The sequence below is a fragment of the Erwinia psidii genome (assembly GCF_003846135.1).
Classification (GTDB): domain Bacteria; phylum Pseudomonadota; class Gammaproteobacteria; order Enterobacterales; family Enterobacteriaceae; genus Erwinia; species Erwinia psidii.
In genome coordinates this window covers 155,693-175,551 of sequence record NZ_RHHM01000005.1, presented here as the reverse complement: position 1 = coordinate 175,551, position 19,859 = coordinate 155,693, and the positions used below count along the sequence as shown (strand labels likewise).

At 49.2% G+C, this 19,859-nt stretch carries 16 protein-coding genes; 7 read left to right on the top strand and 9 right to left on the bottom strand.

The genetic code is table 11. The features are described 5' to 3' along the window. Positions 1 to 357: 357 nt before the first annotated feature. The 4 genes from EB241_RS08295 (at position 358) to EB241_RS08280 (ending at position 5,664) form a co-directional block, all read left to right on the top strand. Positions 358 to 666, top strand: a complete 309-nt coding sequence (locus EB241_RS08295) for a hypothetical protein (RefSeq protein ID WP_124232720.1) — start codon at positions 358 to 360, stop codon at positions 664 to 666. 421 nt (positions 667 to 1,087) lie between these two features. Next, entirely contained in the window at positions 1,088 to 2,551 is a 1,464-nt protein-coding gene (locus tag EB241_RS08290) for an anion permease (RefSeq protein WP_124232719.1), read from the top strand. 240 nt (positions 2,552 to 2,791) lie between these two features. Then, positions 2,792 to 4,177, top strand: a complete 1,386-nt coding sequence (locus EB241_RS08285) for a diaminobutyrate--2-oxoglutarate transaminase (protein WP_124232718.1) — start codon at positions 2,792 to 2,794, stop codon at positions 4,175 to 4,177. A 14-nt stretch (positions 4,178 to 4,191) separates the two neighbouring features. Beyond that, the gene (locus EB241_RS08280) at positions 4,192 to 5,664 is read left to right on the top strand and encodes a pyridoxal phosphate-dependent decarboxylase family protein (RefSeq protein WP_124232717.1); all 1,473 of its coding nucleotides are present in this window, start codon (positions 4,192 to 4,194) and stop codon (positions 5,662 to 5,664) included. Between the two features lie 353 nt (positions 5,665 to 6,017). Here the strand turns inward: EB241_RS08280 and EB241_RS08275 are convergent, their stop codons facing one another. From EB241_RS08275 to zntB, 5 genes are all read right to left on the bottom strand, one after another. Further along, positions 6,018 to 7,532 carry a PhoPQ-activated protein PqaA family protein gene (locus tag EB241_RS08275; protein ID WP_124232799.1) on the bottom strand — a complete coding sequence of 505 codons (1,515 nt, stop codon included), beginning with the start codon at positions 7,530 to 7,532 and terminating at the stop codon, positions 6,018 to 6,020. A 328-nt stretch (positions 7,533 to 7,860) separates the two neighbouring features. Further along, positions 7,861 to 9,240 (bottom strand): ATP-dependent RNA helicase DbpA, encoded by a 1,380-nt coding sequence (gene dbpA, locus EB241_RS08270; protein WP_124232716.1) that lies wholly within the window; start codon positions 9,238 to 9,240, stop codon positions 7,861 to 7,863. Between the two features lie 226 nt (positions 9,241 to 9,466). Further along, positions 9,467 to 10,363 (bottom strand): tRNA 2-thiocytidine(32) synthetase TtcA, encoded by an 897-nt coding sequence (gene ttcA / locus EB241_RS08265; protein WP_124232798.1) that lies wholly within the window; start codon positions 10,361 to 10,363, stop codon positions 9,467 to 9,469. 141 nt (positions 10,364 to 10,504) lie between these two features. Next, positions 10,505 to 10,660 (bottom strand): proline-rich small protein YnaL, encoded by a 156-nt coding sequence (gene ynaL, locus EB241_RS22040; RefSeq protein ID WP_456073065.1) that lies wholly within the window; start codon positions 10,658 to 10,660, stop codon positions 10,505 to 10,507. A gap of 281 nt (positions 10,661 to 10,941) precedes the next feature. Next, complete coding sequence (gene zntB / locus EB241_RS08260; protein WP_124232715.1) at positions 10,942 to 11,925, bottom strand: zinc transporter ZntB; 984 nt, start codon at positions 11,923 to 11,925, stop codon at positions 10,942 to 10,944. Positions 11,926 to 12,307: 382 nt separating this feature from the next. Between zntB and EB241_RS21950 the strand changes: the two genes are divergently transcribed. After that, on the top strand, positions 12,308 to 12,532 hold the full coding sequence (locus EB241_RS21950) for a DDE-type integrase/transposase/recombinase (RefSeq protein WP_407644263.1): 225 nt from the start codon (positions 12,308 to 12,310) through the stop codon (positions 12,530 to 12,532). Positions 12,533 to 12,564: 32 nt separating this feature from the next. On the opposite strand, the gene EB241_RS08250 is transcribed toward EB241_RS21950, so the two are convergent. Next, positions 12,565 to 12,795: a hypothetical protein gene (locus EB241_RS08250; protein ID WP_124232713.1), complete on the bottom strand. Its 231-nt coding sequence runs from the start codon at positions 12,793 to 12,795 to the stop codon at positions 12,565 to 12,567. Between the two features lie 227 nt (positions 12,796 to 13,022). On the opposite strand from EB241_RS08250, the gene bglF reads away from it, so the two are divergent. Together bglF and EB241_RS08240 are read left to right on the top strand one after the other, a co-directional pair. Continuing rightward, positions 13,023 to 14,915, top strand: a complete 1,893-nt coding sequence (gene bglF / locus EB241_RS08245; RefSeq protein ID WP_124232712.1) for a PTS beta-glucoside transporter subunit IIABC — start codon at positions 13,023 to 13,025, stop codon at positions 14,913 to 14,915. Between the two features lie 20 nt (positions 14,916 to 14,935). Beyond that, positions 14,936 to 16,327: a glycoside hydrolase family 1 protein gene (locus tag EB241_RS08240; protein WP_124232711.1), complete on the top strand. Its 1,392-nt coding sequence runs from the start codon at positions 14,936 to 14,938 to the stop codon at positions 16,325 to 16,327. Between the two features lie 138 nt (positions 16,328 to 16,465). Here the strand turns inward: EB241_RS08240 and licT are convergent, their stop codons facing one another. The 3 genes from licT to EB241_RS08225 all read right to left on the bottom strand — a co-directional run bounded on the left by licT (position 16,466) and on the right by EB241_RS08225 (position 19,576). Further along, positions 16,466 to 17,329 carry a BglG family transcription antiterminator LicT gene (licT, locus tag EB241_RS08235; RefSeq protein ID WP_124232710.1) on the bottom strand — a complete coding sequence of 288 codons (864 nt, stop codon included), beginning with the start codon at positions 17,327 to 17,329 and terminating at the stop codon, positions 16,466 to 16,468. Positions 17,330 to 17,491: 162 nt separating this feature from the next. Beyond that, a complete protein-coding gene (locus EB241_RS08230; protein WP_233592570.1) occupies positions 17,492 to 17,785 on the bottom strand; it encodes a hypothetical protein in 294 nt (97 codons plus the stop codon). A gap of 177 nt (positions 17,786 to 17,962) precedes the next feature. After that, positions 17,963 to 19,576, bottom strand: a complete 1,614-nt coding sequence (locus EB241_RS08225; protein WP_124232708.1) for a peptide ABC transporter substrate-binding protein — start codon at positions 19,574 to 19,576, stop codon at positions 17,963 to 17,965. Positions 19,577 to 19,859: the final 283 nt, after the last annotated feature.

Below are 19,859 nucleotides of genomic sequence, written 5' to 3'. Positions count from 1 at the left end.
TACTCAAATGGCCTAACGCGAGATGTCAGGCATGGGTTTACACGGCATCTGCCCTGTTAATCTGATGGTTAAAGATGGCACCCCATCAGACAGAAATAAAATAAGCAGTCACGCGGCCAAATCGGCAGCATATGGACGTTTCCTGTTCCGAAGTGCGTTTATTAAGGATAAACCTTACTTACCTGAAATAAATAATGGGGGAGTTGTGCAGTAAGTGTTAATGATGTGTTTGTTGGTTCGACAGTATCTTAAATTAAAAAGCGCCGTCTGAAACAGTCGTTAACGTAATGATTATACAGATGCACTTCCGCTATTTTCAGAAAGAAACAGAGGTTAATTCTATTTCCGGGATGATAAATGTTAATTAAGATGCTTAAAGCAGCGTCTGTACTTTTCATGGTCTCCTGTTATGTCCGTATTACAGACTTTGATGTACTCCCCAGCGGGGGGATTTACTTCCCTTGCGGAAAAGTCAGACAAAACGGACAGGATAAGGAAATTTTTACATCGCCTGTATTCAGATGGAGCAATCCTGCCTGCTGCAAAAATACCTTTCTGAATTTTCAGCAGCACCTGTTGCAGGGCAGAATGGGAGCTGATGATAAATCATGTTATGTAAATATTACTTCATCACAGCAAACTGACAGGATTAACGATATCCATTAGCTGGTGACTTTACGGCCTTCTGATGACCAAATTTTTCTGATCAAAATAAAATTTATTCAGGCTTATACAACAAAAATATCCTGGTGATTTTAATTGTGGGGAGGCAGAATAACAGAATGTGTGTTACCCAACTTCAGAAAGGCGTTCAGGCAGTGGCCGCTGTGTCAAAACGACCGGGTGATTATGAATTTACGTAACAGTAAATAAATAATGATATAACATTCATGATTTAAAAAATATAAAAAAGCCCGACATCCACGATTAATGAAAATGAACTTGTTATATCGTATTGTCTGTGGCGATATTGCCCAGCCTTTATACTGTGGGTTATTTGTCGGAACCGTACGTAAGGTAATTTAAAAAAACACTAATCGCGAGACAATCAACGTTGCGCAAACCTGTTATTCACGGAGGAGTATTAATGACTTTTGCCAAAGAAAATATATGGAAATCGCTGGTGCCACTATGCATCCTTGCCCTGATGTTGTTAATTCCTGTACCGGAGGGGATGCCGCCACAGGCCTGGTACTATTTTGCCATTTTTGTCACGATGATTGTTGGCATGATTCTGGAGCCGATTCCGGCAACGGCGATCAGCTTTATTGCCGTTGTGGTCTCGGTTATTGGCAGCCACTTCCTGCTGTTTGATGCCACCGAACTGGCAAATCCAGACTTTAATGCCGGCAAAGCGGCGTTAAAATGGGGCCTGGCAGGCTTTTCAAGTACCACGGTCTGGCTGGTGTTTGGCGCGTTTATCTTTGCGCTGGGCTATGAGGTGACCGGGCTTGGTCGTCGTATAGCGCTGTTTCTGGTGAAATTCATGGGTAAGCGTACCCTGACACTGGGTTATGCCATTGTTCTTATCGACATCATGCTGGCGCCGTTTACGCCGTCCAATACCGCCCGTACCGGGGGAACGGTATTTCCGGTTATCAAGAATCTTCCACCGCTGTTTAAATCCTTTCCTAATGACCCCTCGGCGCGCCGGATTGGTGGCTACCTGATGTGGATGATGGTGCTTGCGACCAGCATCAGCTCTTCCATGTTTGTGACCGGTGCCGCGCCTAATGTGCTTGGCCTTGAGTTCGTCAGTAAGATTGCCGGTGTGCAAATTGGCTGGCTACAGTGGTTTCTCGGCTTTCTGCCCGTTGGCATAATCTTACTGGCTGTGGCTCCGTGGCTGGCCTGGCTGCTTTATAAGCCGGGCGTCACGCACAGCACCGAAGTATGTCACTGGGCTGCAACCGAGTTGAAAAACCTGGGGCGTCTGACCCGACAGGAGATAACGCTTGTCGGCCTGGTTTTACTCAGCCTGACGCTTTGGGTTTTTGGCGGTAAATATATCAATGCCACTGCCGTCGCCCTGTTAGCCGTGGCGCTGATGCTGGCGCTGCGAGTAGTGCCGTGGAAGGATGTGACGCAATACAGCAGCGCGTGGAATACCCTGGTCAATCTTGCCACGCTGGTTGTGATGGCAAACGGCCTGACCCGTTCCGGCTTTATCGACTGGTTCTCCTTAAGCATGAGCCGGCATCTGGAAGGTTTCTCACCTCAGGGAACCGTTATCGTGCTGGTTCTGGTGTTCTACTTTGCCCATTACCTGTTTGCCAGTCTGTCGGCCCATACCGCCACCATGCTACCGGTTATTCTTGCGCTGGGTAAAAGCATCCCCGGTGTTCCCATGGAACAGCTTTGCCTTTTACTGGTGCTTTCTATCGGCATTATGGGGTGCCTGACTCCTTACGCCACCGGTCCTGGGGTGATCATTTACGGTTGTGGTTATGTGAAATCAAGGGATTACTGGCGACTTGGCGCTATCTTTGGGGTGATCCACATCAGCATGTTGCTGCTGGTTGGCTGGCCCATCATGGCGATGTGGTACTGAGTCTTTTCAGTGTTTTCGTGCCCTATTAATGACTGGCTATCTGAGTGATGACAATATCTTCGGTTATTTACCCATCATATTGTTGATTACGTTAATAAAAATATAAGAATAACTGAACAAAATTAATCATTGAGATGCAGAGTGAAAAGCCATATATTGGGCGCGTTTTTTTCAAGGGCCGTTTTTTAATTCATTTATTCAACTGTGGCGTTACTGACAACCCACGGTTGTAGGAGAGATATGATGACGGATAAAGTCCGTATTAATACTTTAGGTGCGATTTCCTCAAATGGTAACAACGAAACCTATTTAGCCAGACAGGCCGAATTTGAATCGAATGTCAGAAGCTATCCACGTAAATTGCCGTTAGCAATTGCAAAAGCTCAGGGCGTCTGGATCACCGACGTTGAGAATAATCAATATCTTGATTGCCTGGCCGGTGCGGGAACGCTGGCGCTTGGACATAACCATCCTGATGTACTGCAAAGCATCCAGAGTGTCATTACCAGCGGCTTGCCGTTACATACTCTTGACCTGACCACTCCATTAAAAGATCGGTTCTCCGAATACCTGCTCTCTTTGCTCCCCGGCGAAGGCAAGGAGTATTGCCTGCAATTCACCGGACCTTCCGGTGCTGACGCGGTAGAGGCAGCGCTGAAGCTGGCGAAAAAATACACCGGCCGTTCCGGCGTGATCAGCTTCTCCGGCGGCTACCATGGCATGACCCACGGTGCTTTGGCGGTAACCGGTAACCTGGGGCCAAAAGAAGCGGTTAACGGCATGATGCCGGAAGTGCAGTTTATGCCTTATCCACATCAGTACCGCTGCCCGCTGGGTATTGGTGGCGAAGCCGGCGTGAAAGCGCTCACCTATTATTTCGAAAACCTGATCAACGATGTTGAAAGTGGTGTGCGTAAGCCTGCGGCCGTGATCCTTGAAGCCCTTCAGGGTGAAGGCGGAGCCAACCCTGCCCCAGTGGAGTGGTTGCAACGTATCCGTAAAGTGACGCAGGAACACGGCATTGTGCTGATCCTCGATGAGGTACAGGCTGGCTTCTGCCGCACCGGCAAACAGTTTGCCTATGAGCACGCGGGAATTGAACCAGACATCATCGTGATGTCCAAAGCCGTGGGTGGCAGTCTGCCACTTGCCGTTCTGGGGATCAAAAAAGAGATCGACGTCTGGTCACCTGGACACCACACCGGTACTTTCCGTGGCAACCAGCTGGCAATGGCGACAGGTCTTACCACAATTAAATATCTGAAAGATAATAAAATTGCTGACAAGGTTGCCGCTCAGGGTGAGTGGCTGAAAGGCAAGCTGGGCGACATGCAAAAGCGTTTTCCGGTGCTGGGACATGTGCGTGGTTTGGGGCTGATGATTGGCATTGAAATCGTCAAGCCTCATGAGGCGCCCGATCACATGGGAAGTTACCCTGGCGATCCTGAGCTGTCCGCCCTGTTGCAGAAAAAATGCTTTGAAGCGGGCCTGATCCTGGAGCGTGGTGGGCGTAACGGCAACGTTCTGCGCCTGCTGCCTTCCCTGCTGATCACCGATGATGAGCTGGGTATTTTTATGGATAAGCTGGAGCAGGCTCTCATTGCTGCTGGCATCAAACCTGTCTGAATGGAGTAAGTCTGATGTCCCGGTCTAATCCAATCCTGGCTGCATCGGCGCAAAGCACCGAAGCCTATCAACAAGCCATCGCTCAGAGCAGTGAGGCAGTGGTGCAGTGGTTGCAACAGCCTGAGATGTATCAGGGCAAATCTGTTGCAGAACTGCGTGAGCGTATTCAGCTTGATTTCACTTCTCAGGGCCTGGGCAACCGGGCCGCGATCGAGCGTGCCATTGAGTACTTTCTGAAAGACAGCCTGTCCGTACATCATCCACAGTGCGTTGCACACTTACACTGCCCCAGCCTGGTGATCAGCCAGGCTGCTGAAGTGTTAATCAATGCCACTAACCAGAGCATGGACTCCTGGGATCAAAGCCCGTCGGCCACCCTCATTGAGATGAAGCTGATTGAATGGCTGCGAACGCAGGTTGGCTATCAGCCGGGTGACGCAGGGGTTTTCACCAGCGGTGGTACGCAGAGCAACCTGATGGGGTTGATGCTTGCCCGTGATGCTTTCTTTGCCCGCCAGGGGCACTCCGTCCAGCAGGACGGCATTCCCGGCGATCTCAGAAAAATAAAAGTGCTCTGTTCTGAAAATGCCCACTTTTCTGTACAGAAAAATATGGCGTTGATGGGGCTCGGCTACCAGTCTGTTACGCTGGTGAAAACGGACAGTCACGCCAGAATGGATGTGAACGATCTGGCAGAAAAAGTGGCACTGGCTGCGTCACGCGGTGAGCATATCCTGGCTATTGTAGCGACTGCCGGAACCACCGATGCAGGAGCAATCGATCCACTGCGTGAAATCGCGGCACTGGCCGCAAAACATGCCATCTGGTTGCATGTTGATGCTGCATGGGGCGGTGCGCTGCTGTTGTCAGAGCAATACCGCCACTATCTGGACGGTATCGAACTGGTAGACTCAATCACCCTGGATTTTCATAAGCAGTTCTTCCAGACCATCAGCTGCGGCGCTTTCCTGCTCAGGGATGCACGACACTATGAACTGATGCGCTATCAGGCTGCGTACCTGAACTCTGAGTTCGATGAAGCACATGGCGTACCGAACCTGGTGTCCAAATCATTGCAAACCACCCGTCGTTTTGATGCACTAAAACTGTGGATGGGGCTGGAAGCACTGGGACAAAAACAGTACGCAGAGATTATCGACCACGGCGTGACTCTGGCCCAGCAGGTTGCAGACTTTGTTGGCGCTCAACCCTGGCTGGAACTGGTGATGAAGCCACAGTTGGCCAGCGTGCTGTTCCGCTATCGTCCGCTGTCGCATACCGAACAGAGCGATGCCTCCATCGCCCTGCTTAACCAGAAAATTGGTGATGCGCTGCTGGACTCTGGTCGTGCCAACCTTGGTGTTACCGAGCATAACGGCGTAACCTGTCTCAAGATGACGCTGCTTAACCCGACGGTAACGCTGGACGATATTAAGGTATTACTTTCCCTGGTGAAAACCACCGCGGAAATGTTGTCTCAGAATTAAATCGTCTGCACGGCTCTCAGTCCAACGCATCAAGGCTACTCTCTCAATGGTTTTCGTCCGCATCACGTGCGGACGAAGGCCATAATGCCGATAAGTTAACATCAGTTGTCCGCTCAAATGGCGGTGTAATGATCCGGGAACGGCTTCGTCTGCTGATTCTTTACAGCTCCATGGTCTCTCGTTACGATCCCCCGCACAGCGCTTTAATCTCCAGAAGGGAACGGTGATCCTCAGGGGGGGGCAAAAGAAAAACCATGAAAATGCCTGACAGTCAAAAGAAAAATACCAGCCAGACTTAACTGGCCGGCATCAGGACCAGCGCTATTTCATTTTTTCCACCAGTGTGGCGGTTATCAGTGTGAATTGTGCCGGTGAAGTGAGTGTTTCACTGACGTGGGGATCAGTCCCCGCCCGGGAAGCGTCTGGCAGGTAGCGCCTGTGGACGGTGGCGCCGTTTTTGGATATTTTCCGTCCGGCGTGATGTATACCTGGGTTGTTGCCACATACCCGTCGCTGAAGGTGGCTTCAACGAAGGTTGCCTGCCATCCGCTGTCCGGGGTTGTCAACGGGATACTGAGTGCCTTCCTGCCATCGGCCGGCTGACCGACTGGCGTTGAATTATATTTAACATTGCAGGCATAGCGAAAGTCTCTTGCCACCGGGTTCTTTGCTGTCCATCGTAAAACGGCGGCAGGTTTCTCTGAGAAACGGACGGTCAGTTTTTCACCACCGCTTCTCCCCTTCTGTATTTTTTCTGTGATTTCAGGAAGCTTTTGTCGTTGCTGGAAACGATTGACAAAGGTAATCAGCGACTGCTCCGTCACAGAGAGAACTCCGTTATGCGTGCTGTTTGCCACCACCCGCAGGGATTTCGTGCCTGGCAACTGGTTATAGTAAAAATGACTGTTGTCAGGTACATAAAAATCATCACCGCTGGCATTAATAATATATTTATCGACATTCAGGCGGTTGCCTGCTTTAGTGTTCAGATAAGCAAGCGGGTCCTCCAACGTCATCAGGCTTGCAAATTCATTCGTATAAAGTTGCTGATCAATCCCCTGTTTGTAGTAGGAATAAAAGGCTATTGGCCAGTTTTTCCCATATGACCGATACATATGTTGCAGTGATTTTTTAGTATCCAGAAGGTCCATCACAAAAGGCACAATGGCATCGACATCAGGATCCGAGAGTGCTGTCAGCCACGCGGCCCAACCGCGTTTAGAGACGCCGGTGACAATAAACTTACTTATATCTTGTTGTACCAGCTCTTTCTTCGCCAGCCTGAAAGCCTGCGACACCGACGCAGACATAGGAATATGAAGGGATGCGCCCTGATATTTCTGCGTGTCACCTGTAAACAGTTTCCAGGAGTACGCCACGCTGTCATCCTCAGCCAGAGGCGTGGTGACATTCTGGTAATTGAGCGTCTGGTTGGGAACGTTACTGACGGATATGACAACGGTTCGGGTGGCAATCGCAATGCGTGAGAGTTTTTCCTCACTAAAGTTTGTTGGCGCTACCGGATAGCCTGCACCACCATTGTTGCTGCCGTTATTAATCACAACAAGTGCATTTTTTTTTCTGGCTGAATCAGGAATATAAATATCAACTTCATTCTGCCAGCGTTCCGGTGACACGACGCCCTGTAGAGACCATATCTGTGAATTCAGGTTATATCTCTGAAGCATAACTCCGGCGAGTTGTTTTTTCTCCAGGAGAGAGTAATCGAGAGGAGTTGATGCCAGAGATATGCGGTAATCAGAAATGATATGCGTCAGATCGACGACTTTGCCCTTTTCTTTCAAAGACACCGCCAGACAGACAGGCGGGATAAACAGCATCGCAACACACAGCGCTTTTACTTTCATCATGCAACTCCTTTCAGGAGACTGATTTGTCACGCCAGGGATCGGGCAACCTGCCTCAGATGCCCGACGTGAACGGAAGCGACGATATGAAGATATTTAACGTCCTGTATTTCAAATTAGTCGATTATTCTGACGTTCATGCTTATAAAAATAAGATGGCTGCCATTTCTGCGTCGGTACCCAGTCAGACTGAGCAGGAAAATGCATGTCACGTCAGTTTATGATGGATGATGGGTCTTTCCGGCACCAGGAACATCCAGCGCCGGTCCGGTGTCAGGGCAGGCCGAACTTAGTCATACGCCGAATTACTGCCTGCCCGGCAGTCAGTTTACTTCAGCAGCCGTGCCCGACAGGTTTTCCCTTTAATTTTTACCTGTTGTAACTGTTTTGTCGCTTCGCGGGCCACCGCGTGGTGAACAGCAACATAGGCGTGATTTGGCGTGATATTAATTTTACCGATGGACTCGCTGTTCAGCCCCACTTCGCCAGTCAGTGCGCCAAGAATGTCACCGGGGCGCATTTTTGCTTTTTTTCCACCATCAATACTCAGTGTTACCATTTCTGCAGAAAGCGGTTTGAAACTGACAGATGTCAGAGAAGCAAGGTTCCGCCAGACAACTTTCTGTTGCAGAAAGTCTTCCAGCGTAATCACCCGGACCATTTCATCAGGAGCCACCAGGCTGAGCGCAATGCCTTTCTCGCCGGCTCGGGCTGTCCGTCCGATACGGTGAAGGTGTACTTCAGGATCGAACGCGAGCTGGTAATTTACCACCATCGCCAGCAGTTTGATATCCAGCCCACGAGCGGCAACATCGGTAGCGACCAGCACGCGGCAACTGCCATTAGCAAAGCGGATCAACACATGATCCCGCTCACGCTGCTCCAGATCCCCATGCAAAGCCAGAGCGCTGATGTGACGATGTTCCAGCGCGTTTGCAATCTCGTTACATTCACGCTTCGTGTTGCAGAACACCACGCAGGATGATGGCTGACGCTCACTTAATAAACCTGTCAGTGCAGCGAGTTTATCTCCCGGAGCGGCCTCATAAAACAGCTGCTCAATATGCGACAAATCCGGGGCAACATCTGTTTCAACTGACAGCGGATCGCGCTGAATACGCTGGCCGATCTGTTTAATATCATCAGGCCAGGTGGCGGAAAACAGCAGCGTCTGCCGACTTGCCGGACAGTGGCTGATAAGTGCATCAATCTCCTCACGAAACCCCATCTCAAGCATCCGGTCAGCTTCATCAAGTACCAGCGTTTTTATCTGCTGCAGTTTCAATGTTTCCCGCTTCAGATGATCGACAATACGTCCCGGCGTTCCCACCACAATATGTGGCGGATGAACCAGTGAGTCACGCTGTGTACCCACCGGCTGACCACCACACAGGGTAAGGATCTTTACATTGGCAATCGCTCTTGCCAGACGTCGCATCTCTTCAGCCACCTGCTCTGCCAGTTCGCGTGTCGGGCAAACGATCAACGCCTGCGTGACAAAGCGGCCCGAATCGATATGTTGCATAACACCCAATCCAAAAGCAGCCGTTTTACCGCTGCCGGTTTTAGCCTGCGCGCGCACGTCCTTTCCCGCCAAAATAGCAGGTAACGATGCAGCCTGAATGGGAGTCATAGTGTGATAGCCAAGCTGATGCAGATTGTCGAGCTGGCTGGCTGAAAGTGAAGTCAGGGTAGCGAAACGGGTCACTGGTTACTCTCTGATAAAACAAGCAGGAAGGAATTGCTCTGAGTGTAACAGAAAAGCGGTGTCGGCCGTTATGGATGTCTCAGATTAATATGATTAAGCAAACTGACTCTGAGTGGATGTCAGCCGCAGGTCAGGTGGTCAGTAGAGAGATGTTTATAACAGGCAGTTTATATGACGGGTTCAGCTGTTCAGGGTTAACGAAAGCGGGCCAACGCCCGCATTGCCATCAGCTGATATTGGTTACGTCAATGTACAGAGAGGCATCAATATTACTGGAAGAGACCGTCGCTTCGGTAAACGCATATTCCGATCTGTCGCCTGAGCGGTCCAGGGGTAATTCTGCAAAATTGAATAAATTCTTATCAGCCAGCTGGCTTGGAATCACATTTTGCAGCGATTTAAATATGCTCTCAACGCGGCCCGGGTCTTTTTTATCCCATTCCGTTAGCATCGCCTTTACTGACTGACGTTGCAGGTTTTCCTGCGAGCCACAGAGATTACACGGAATAATGGGGAAATCTTTATGCTGGGCATAGCGAATTAAATCTTTTTCACGGCAGTAGGCAAGCGGCCTGATTACTACATTGCGTCCGTCATCTGAACGAAGTTTAGGCGGCATCGCCTTCATCTTTGCGCCATGAAACATATTAAGAAACAGCGTTTCAACAATATCATCCATATGATGGCCCAACGCTATTTTTGTCGCGCCAATTTTTTCAGCAAATGAATAAAGCGTGCCTCTCCGCAGGCGGGAACACAATCCACAAGTGGTTTTACCTTCGGGGATTTTTTCTTTTACCACTGAGTAGGTGTCTTTATCCACGATGTAATAAGGGATATTTAATCTTTCGAACCATTCAGGTAAAACATGCTCAGGGTAGCCAGGCTGCTTCTGATCCAGATTAACGGCAATCACCTCAAAACTGACCGGAGCCGCTTTTTGCAGGTTCAGCAGAATATCCAGCATAGCAAATGAGTCCTTACCGCCACTCATGCAGGCCATCACCACATCGCCCTCTTCAATCATTCCATAATCTGTGATGGCATTGCCTGTGTTTCTTCTCAGTCGTTTCTGGAGCTTGTTAAACTCAAGGGTCTCTTTTCTGATATTTTCTTGATTCATCATCTTCAATTCAAAGACCGCGCTGGCAGCCTGTGTGACGGGATTACGCCAATTATACGGTTTTTCAGATGAGGTTTAAACAGCACACATCATTGAGGCATTTTGCCCACGCAGACGGGGCTTCCCTGCCGTCCTGTAACGCTATCTGTATGGTGGCGGGTCCAGAATTGGAGCCGGATCGGATGGTGGTGGATCAGGCATTGGCTGGGGGGTGGGGATCGGTTCAGGTATTGGCACCGGATCGGTAGGTACAGGGTCTGATGCCCACGGTTTCCCGGTTATCATTACTGGATTCATCTCTTCCTCCTGACAAACGTGAATACTAAGCATAGGTCTGTAGGTCGGTGCTGGCAAACAGACGAAAAAAAGCCGGTAATAACCGGCTTGTATGAATCAAAAGTGCTATGCAGTAATTCAAAAAAAGGAAGTAAGACAATATGGAGCGCAACGCCCATCGCTTGACGTTGCATTCACCTGCGGAAAAGATTGTGCCCCATCCATACAGGTGTTTTATTGATGTCGATCAGCTTTATTATTCCTTTTGCACCTTTACTCTTTTTTGCGCCCCCCCCGGCTGATTACAGCCATTTTCGTCGGCGTAACCACCAGGCGACACTCAATACCAGACACATCAGCAGTAGACAGAAAATACCAAAACCATAGCGCCAGCTCCCACCGGGGATCCCTCCCAGGTTAACGCCAAATAATCCGGTCAGAAAGGTGGTTGGCAGAAACACAACTGCCAACAATGACATGGTGTAGGTGCGTCGGTTCATTGCTTCCGCCATCACCGAGCTTATCTCATCGGCCAGCACTGCTGTTCTGGATACGCTGGCATCCAGGTCGTCAAGCCCACGCCCTAACCGATCGGCAATATCCTGCATCCGACGGCGGTCGTCATCATTCATCCAGGGCAGCCGCTCACTGGCAATACGGGAAAAAACATCACGCTGGGGGGCCATGTAACGCCGCATAATTATTAATTGCTTACGAATTAATGCCAGTTCCCCACGAGGCGGCACCTTCTGATCAACAACCGCGTCTTCCAGCTCAATAATATTATCGTGCAGCTGCTCTATAAATTCACTGGTATGGTCGGTTAATGCATCGCAAACATCAACCAGCCAGCTCCCTGCATTAACCGGGCCATTCCCGTTTTGCAGGTCAGTCAGCACTTCATCTATGGCGAACACCTTTCTTTGTCGGGTAGAAACAATGAGTTTTTCATTGATAAATACCCGCACTACCACCAGCTGGTCCGGGCGTGATTCACTGTTAAGATTGACGCTGCGTAAGGTGATCATCGTCCCGTCACCAAGACGGTTCACACGGGGACGCATACTGTCGCCGCCCAGTGCATCCCTAACCGCATCAGGGATAAGAGGAGTTGATACCAGCCAGTCGGCGCTCTCACGATGGGTATAATTCAGATGCAACCAGCAGGGCTTATCACAGTGAATGACATCTTTATCCTCGATCGGGATCACGCCACCTTTACCGTCAAGCTGACAGGAAATAATGGCATCAGATACCTGTAAAGCTTTGCCTTCAATGACGTCCACAACCACTCCACGCACAGATTAATTAATGCGGAACAGTCTAGCCTGAGCCACCGCCAATGCAAAACAATCGGTACTGCTGCAAAGATTGCCACGCTGATAAGCTATGCTTCCATTTTCACCTGTAATGCTGGCCATGAAGGTATTTAAACATGCTTCTGCAGGGCGTGCGCTGGTACCGTAATCAGGCCATCAGTTATCGCGAGATGCTGGCGTATAAAGCCCAGGCATCTGGCACTCTGCCTTTTATCGCTGCTTGCAGCGCTTCGCACCAGAAATCGATAAGCGGTTGAGGTAGTACTGGTGTCATCGTCGACGTTTACTCACCACCCTCCATAACAGTAAAGCCGTATAGCAGTTTGTGGGGCAGATTTTAAGTGAAACGATGGTAGATCTCAGGGTTCATCAAGCATTGACCCCTGACAGGGGGTTTACTCTGCTCAGCCGAGAAGACCGCTGCCCTTCTGGCGTTGCGCACCGGCTAATTAAATACCGCAATAACGTTACCGAATCTGATCATGGCCAAATGAAACGGCTAATCAGCGCCTCGTCGGGGTTTCAATCGATGAACACGGCTTACGCCACCATCAAAGATAAGGTATTTAAGTGATGCATCCACAGCGAGGAGGTCGCTGAATTATTTTACCTGGTCCCCCAGAGCGGGATGCCTTTGGTGAGGCGGGCATTTAAAGCATTTAAAGCATTTAAAGCATTTAAAGCATTTAAAGCATTTAAAGCATTTAAAGCATTTAAAGCATTTAAAGCATTTAAAGCATTTAAAGCATTTAAAGCATTTGAAATGTAAGCCATCACCATCACAGCAGAAGACATCTCTTCTGTTGTTTGCAACCGTGGCTTAAAAACTGTCATCATGCGAATAAAATCCGATCCCTCTCACGGAACTGAGATTGCTATAACAAGTTATCTTGTTATTTTTTTGCCATTAATGAATCATCCATTCAGCATTTAAGGATTGTTACTGTTAACTCAGGCAAAACCTAAACCGTTTATCTCTGTGCAATTAAAACAGAAATAAGCGGTTTAGGTTTTTTTTTTTGGACGTTACGTAGCCATAAACAGCGGCAAGGGAGTGAAAATACATGAAATATCAACAGCTGGCCCAACAGATTCTGGCCGGTGTGGGTGGCAGCGAAAACATTCAATCGCTGGTGCATTGCGCCACGCGTCTTCGTTTCCACTTAATCTCCCAGGATAAAGTTGATACCGCCGGGTTGAAACAGAACGACGCTATCATCGCTGTGGTTGAAAGTGGTGGTCAGTTTCAGGTGGTCATCGGCAACCACGTTAACGAGGTTTTCAGGGCGGTGCTTGATGAAGGAGGGCTTAACGACAGCGAAAGCAAGAATGACGATGGTAAAGTTTGTAAAGAAAAACGGACGCTGCTCGCAAAATTTATTGATATCGTCTCCGGGATCTTTACCCCATTCATAGGGGTGATGGCCGCTTCAGGTATTTTAAAAGGTCTGCTGGCTATCTCACTGGCTAGCGGTCTGATGACCGAGGATAGCGGTAGCTACAAAATGCTGTTTGTCGCCAGCGATGCTTTGTTCTACTTTCTTCCTGTGGTTTTAGGCTACTGTGCAGGCAAAAAATTTGGCGGAAATCCCTTTGTTTGCATGACCATTGGTGCTGCACTGGTCCACCCAATCATGCTCGAAGCTCTCAGTCAGGAACAGACGGGCAATTCCCCTATGCATTTCCTGGGTATCCCCGTCATTCTGATCAACTACGCCTCTTCAGTGATCCCGATCATTCTGGCTGCGTGGATTTCCTGCCTGCTTGAGCGCTGGTTAAATAGCCGCCTGCCGGGTGCTATCCGTAATTTCACCATGCCACTGCTTTGTCTCGTGGTGGTGGTGCCACTCAGTTTTCTGGTCATTGGGCCACTTGCCACATGGCTGAGCAACCTTCTGGCCAATGGCTATGTTTGGGTTTATGCCCTCAGTCCTCTGGTAGCCGGTCTGTTTCTTGGCAGCTTATGGCAGGTATTGGTTATTTTTGGCCTGCATTGGGGGCTGGTGCCACTGATGCTGAATAACCTCAGTATGAACGGGTATGATTCAATGTTACCGCTGTTGCTGGCTGCGGTACTCGGTCAGACTGGTGCAACGCTCGGTGTGCTGTTGCGAACCCGCGACACTAAATTGAAAGGGATTGCGGCTTCTGCCTTTAGTGCCTGCTGGTTTGGTATCACGGAGCCAGCCGTTTATGGCGTCACCCTGCCATATCGTCGCCCGTTTGTTTTTGGCTGTGTCGGTGGTGCGCTGGGCGCGGCTATTATTGGCTATTATCAGGCCAGCGTTTATTCGTTTGGCATTGCCAATATTTTCACCCTCTTTCAGACAGTCCCCAAAACGGGTATTGATGCCTCAGTAATTGCCGTCTTTGTCGGGTCACTGGTGGCGTTTGCCTTTGCTGCTCTGGCAACCTGGTTATGCGGTTTACCCGGTAATAAATCCGTCACCGTTACCGAGCCGGTTATAACGGATCGGCAGCCTGTTCCACAGCTGAAAAAACTCATCCTGAACAGCCCGATATCAGGCAAGGTCATTCCACTGGCTGATGTACCTGACCAGACATTTGCCAGCGGGCTGTTAGGTAAAGGAGTGGGCATTATACCTGCTGATGGCCGCGTGATTTCTCCGGTCAGTGGCTGTGTTGTCTCACTGTTCCCTACAGGTCACGCTATTGCACTTATGGCAGATAATGGCGTGGAATTGCTGATCCATATCGGCCTGGATACCGTCAAACTTGCAGGAAAATATTTCGTCTCACATGTCAGAGAGCAGCAACAGGTTTGCTGTGGCGATCTGCTGATTGAGTTTGATCTGGCCGCTATACGCCAGGATGGCTATGACCTGACCACGCCCGTAATCATCAGCAACAGCGATAGCTATCTCGAAATTCTGCCAGCCGACAGAGAACAGGAAAATATTAAGGAAAATATGCCGTTGCTGGCACTGTTTTTATAATTTGTTATAAGGAGAGAACTATGTCCCAACGTTTTCCAGACACTTTTTTATGGGGCGGCGCGATGGCAGCCAATCAGGTGGAGGGAGCCTGGCAGGAGCAAGGTAAAGGCCCTTCAACTTCCGACCTTTTGCCATATGGTGTCTTTGGTAAGCAGGTTGAACGCAAGCCCGGCGATGCTTATATAAAAGATGTTGCCATCGACTTTTATCATCGTTACCCACAGGACATTCAGCTGTTCGCAGAAATGGGCTTTAACGTACTGCGGATCTCTGTCGCCTGGAGTCGTATTTTCCCACAGGGGGATGAAGATAAACCCTGCGAAGCGGGGCTGGCATTTTATGATCGCCTGTTTGATGAAATGGCGAAGTACAGCATTCAGCCGTTGGTCACGCTTTCTCATTTTGAGATGCCGTGGGGGTTGGTAAAAAATCATGGTGGCTGGGGTAATCGTAAGACCATCGACTTTTTTATACGCTTTGCGGAAACGGTATTCAGGCGCTACGCGAATAAAGTGAAATACTGGCTGACCTTCAATGAGATCAATATGTCTCTGCACGCGCCTTTAACCGGCGTCGGCTTGCCAGAAAACAGCAGCAAACAGGAAATTTATCAGGCTATACATCATCAGTTGGTTGCCAGCGGACTGGCCGTCAAAGCCTGCCACCAGATTGTGCCGCAGGGGAAAATTGGAAATATGTTGCTGGGAGGCCTGCTTTATCCACTCAGCTGCAAACCGGATGATATGCTGGAAGCCCTGCAAAGAAACCGCGACTGGCAGTTTTTTGGCGACGTACAGGTACGTGGTTGTTACCCCGCCTATATGACCCGTTTTTTTCGTGAACAGGGCATCAACCTGACCATCACCGATCAGGATAAAGTCTCTCTCAATCAGTCTGTCGATTTTGTCTCGTTCAGTTACTACATGACCGGATGCGTCAGCACCGATGCCGATCGGGAACGTCGACGTGGCAACGTTCTGGATATGATCCCTAATCCATATCTGCCCAGTTCAGAATGGGGATGGCAGATTGATCCGCAGGGGCTGCGTCTGCTGATGAATATACTTTATGACCGTTATCAGAAACCATTATTTATTGTTGAAAATGGTTTAGGTGCCAGGGATAAGGTTGAGGACGATGGTAGCATTAATGATGATTACCGCATCGCCTATCTGAATGACCATCTGGTACAGGTGCGTGAAGCTATCGATGATGGTGTTGAAGTGTGGGGTTACACCAGTTGGGGGCCAATCGATCTGGTCAGTGCCTCCAGGGCTGAATTTTCCAAACGCTATGGCTTTATTTATGTTGATCGTGATGACGAGGGCCACGGCACGCTCGAACGTAAACGCAAAAAAAGCTTCTGGTGGTATCAGAAAATCATTCATTCCAACGGCATGTTGTTAACATAATAAACTGTCCTTATCATATCTGCACTGGCCGTGTTGCTATCAGAATATACAGGTAACACGGTCATGCTATGCAAGGGCTTTCTTATTTCACTCAGACTTTACCTGCACCGCAGTGAGGACCTGACGTGCATCACCTGTTCAGACCTCATCCCCGCTCTCTTCCTGTGACAACGCCTCTCTTCTTACACGTTCGATATGTATTGCCAGAAACATTTGCTCCTCTGTTCCGGGAACATATGAGAAGGTTTCGTTAATATGACGGCTGATCTTTTCAACGCAGTGCCACGCCAGCGGATAACGGTTGCGCACCGCGTCATGCAATGAATCATCGTCACTGCACACACCCTGTTTTCCCAGCATCCGCTGGGCAAAAAACGTCAGGTGGGTGACAAAACGGTGGTAACTAAGAGAATCAGGTTGGTATTCAATACTCAGCTGATATCTGACGATATTCAAAATCTGTTGCATGAAGTCGGTAATATTCATCACCTCCGCCATATCAGAGTGCAACCGTGCATTCACCAGATGCAGGGCGATAAAACCCGCTTCATCCTCATTCAGTCGAATACCCAGTCGTTTTTCAATGATTACCAGCGCTTTCATACTTACCGCATATTCAGCGGGATAGAGCATTTTAATCTGTTGCTGTCGTGAATTCCGCAAAGGAACATTTTCTCGCTGGCGTTGCAGGGCAAAATTAATATGATCGGTCAGCCCAATTGCCAGACTCTCATGCAGGTTGTGGGTGAGTTCTTTTTTTGCCAGTCCAATAATGGACTCGGTGGTAGTAATAACCTCCAGGGAAATTTCTGACACTAGATGACCCAGCCGCCTGATCAGTTCAGGACATTGCAATGCAAATACCTTTTCCACCTGTTGCGGATCAATTTCATCCCCTGCCCGTTTGCCAAACGCCAGTCCCCGTCCCATAATGACCTGCTCATTTCCCTGTGCATCATGGACAATAACCACATTATTGTTGAGCACCTTAACAATTTTCATATTTCGGCCTGAAAATAAAAAACCTGACCAACGTATTACCGCACCGATCAGGTTTTTTGCCTGCTGCTAAAAAGTAATCATCCAGACGTTACCTTAATTCATTGTTCTGACAGCTCAAGCCTCAGGATTTGGTTATGTGACACATCTCGTGAATTGCCATCATCACCCGTGTTGCGCGGTTTGGCAGCGTGTATGCTCCAGCTGCTTAAGTTGTGACATGCGCTGGTCGGCGTGTTTTTGCGCCTGACTTTTTGCCACGCCATTGCCAATACCAAAGTCACCAACAAAACCCAATACCGTCAGACCGTCAAACTCACCGGTACGATCGATTCTGGCCTGAACCTGTTGCTGGCTGGCAATCGCTTTCTCAACGCCTGCACAGTCCAGCTGGGTGGCCTCAACCGCACTGACCGGCGGCGAGGCGGGATACTGCTTCAGAGCACAGCCTGAGAGCATTAAAACCACAGCAATAGCAGAAAGTAACTTAATCACGCGGCATCCTGACAATAGTTAATCTCATGATAAAAATGCCACCGTGCTGTCACTGTGCAACGGGAAGGATTTTGCACTATGACAGCCGGCCGGCGAACGGCGTTTCAGGGCAGTTGCAGATGCACCTGCCTTTATTGGCAATTAATGTTTCAGAATATACATGGTGCGACTGTAGGCCATATCTTCGGGATTGGTGACAGGGTAACCTTTCACCCAGGGCTTTATAAGACGGCCATTAGTGAACTGGTACAGCGGTGCTATTGGCACTTTATCTGCAATAATTTGCTCGGCCCGATTGTAATCATCATTACGAATCTCACTGCGGGTTTCCCGTCCCGCTTTTTCCAGCAACGCATCATAGTTTGTGTCTTTAAATTTCGCGATATTGCCGCTGTGTGCGGAAGTCAGCAGGCTGAGGAAAGTCGATGGCTCATTGTAATTAGCAATCCAGGATGCGCGAATAACATCAAAATTCCCGCTGTTGCGGCTGTCGATATAGGTTTTCCACTCCTGATTTTGCAGTTGGACGGTGACACCCAGATTTTTCTTCCACATGGAAGCCACCGCAATGGCAATTTTCTGGTTATTCTCCGAGTTGTTATAAAGCAGCGTCAGCGTCAGTGGATGAGCTGGTCCATAGCCTGCGGCGGCCAGCAATGCTTTAGCCTGAGTACTTAACTCTTCCTGGCTGTGCTGTTGTAAAAAATCAGGCTGTGCCTTAAATCCGGCTGTGGCATCCGGGGTAAAATGCCATGCGGGTTTCTCACCGGTTCCCAGTACCTTTTCGGCGATAACTTTTCTGTCAATACTCCATGAAAGCGCCTGGCGAACACGGATATCGGCCGTTGGGCCTTTTTTGGTATTAAAGGCGTAGTAATAGGTGCCCAGTTGATTCGGAGTGTAAACCTGGTCGGGAAGTTGTTTTTTCAGCAGGCCGTACATGTTTTTAGGGAAAGATTCGGTAATATCAATGTCCCCGGCACGGTAGCGTTTGGTCGCACTGGATTCTTCGCTGATCGGGACAAAAGTCACTTTGTTCAGCACGCTGTGTGCGTTATCCCAGTAGTGCTCATTACGAACCAGAACCAGCTTTTCATTGACCACCCTTTCCTGCAACTTATAGGCGCCATTGCCCACCAGATTGCCCGGCAATGTCCACGCCTTCCCATATTTGTTAATCACTTTCAGCGGAACAGGATAAAGACTGAAACTGGCTGTCAGACGCACAAAATAAGGTACCGGACGTTCCAGAGTTACTTTCAGGTGCGAGTCATCAAGCGCCGTGACGCCAAGTTTGTCTGGCGTCATTTCACCTTTAGTGATGGCTGTTGCATTTTCGATCCCCGCAAGGCCGGCAAACCACGCAAAAGTAGATCCAACCTGCGGATCAACCAGCCGACGCCAGCTCAACACGAAATCTTTAGCAGTGACAGTGTCACCATTCGACCAGCGTGCATCTTTGCGCAGGGTGAACAACCAGGTTTTGTTATCACTGCTCTGCCACTGTGCCGCCACGCCGGGCACGATATTGCCCCTGGCATCCTGATTAGTCAGCCCTTCGAAAAGATCGCGAATAACCGGGATCTCCGCTAATCCCACGGCTTTTGCCGGATCCAGTGATGCCGGTTCATCTTTAATATGGCGAACGATTTCCTGGCTGACCGCCAGCGGCGTTCCGGCAGGAATCTCTGCAGCAAAAGTAACCGAACTGACCGTCAGTAACAGTACAGCCAGCGTAACATGTGAATTCCCCATCAGCCGTCCTTAACCTGTCGTCAACGGAATGAATTTGTAGCAAGAACTTTAGCGCAAATTATTGAAAGTTATTAATCATTTTTTACTTTACAGCCTGTCCTTTCAACGCTGTTTTGCCAACCATTCTGACTCTGGGGAGTACTGATGTACTGCATTTTTACCGGTCTGTCTGCCGTTCAGGTCACCAGTAACGGATAATGCGATGCCGTTTGCGTTGGTTAAAGGCAAACGGAACAACGCTTTTTTCCCTGGCGTTTTGTGTCAACCTGGGGAAAATTTACGA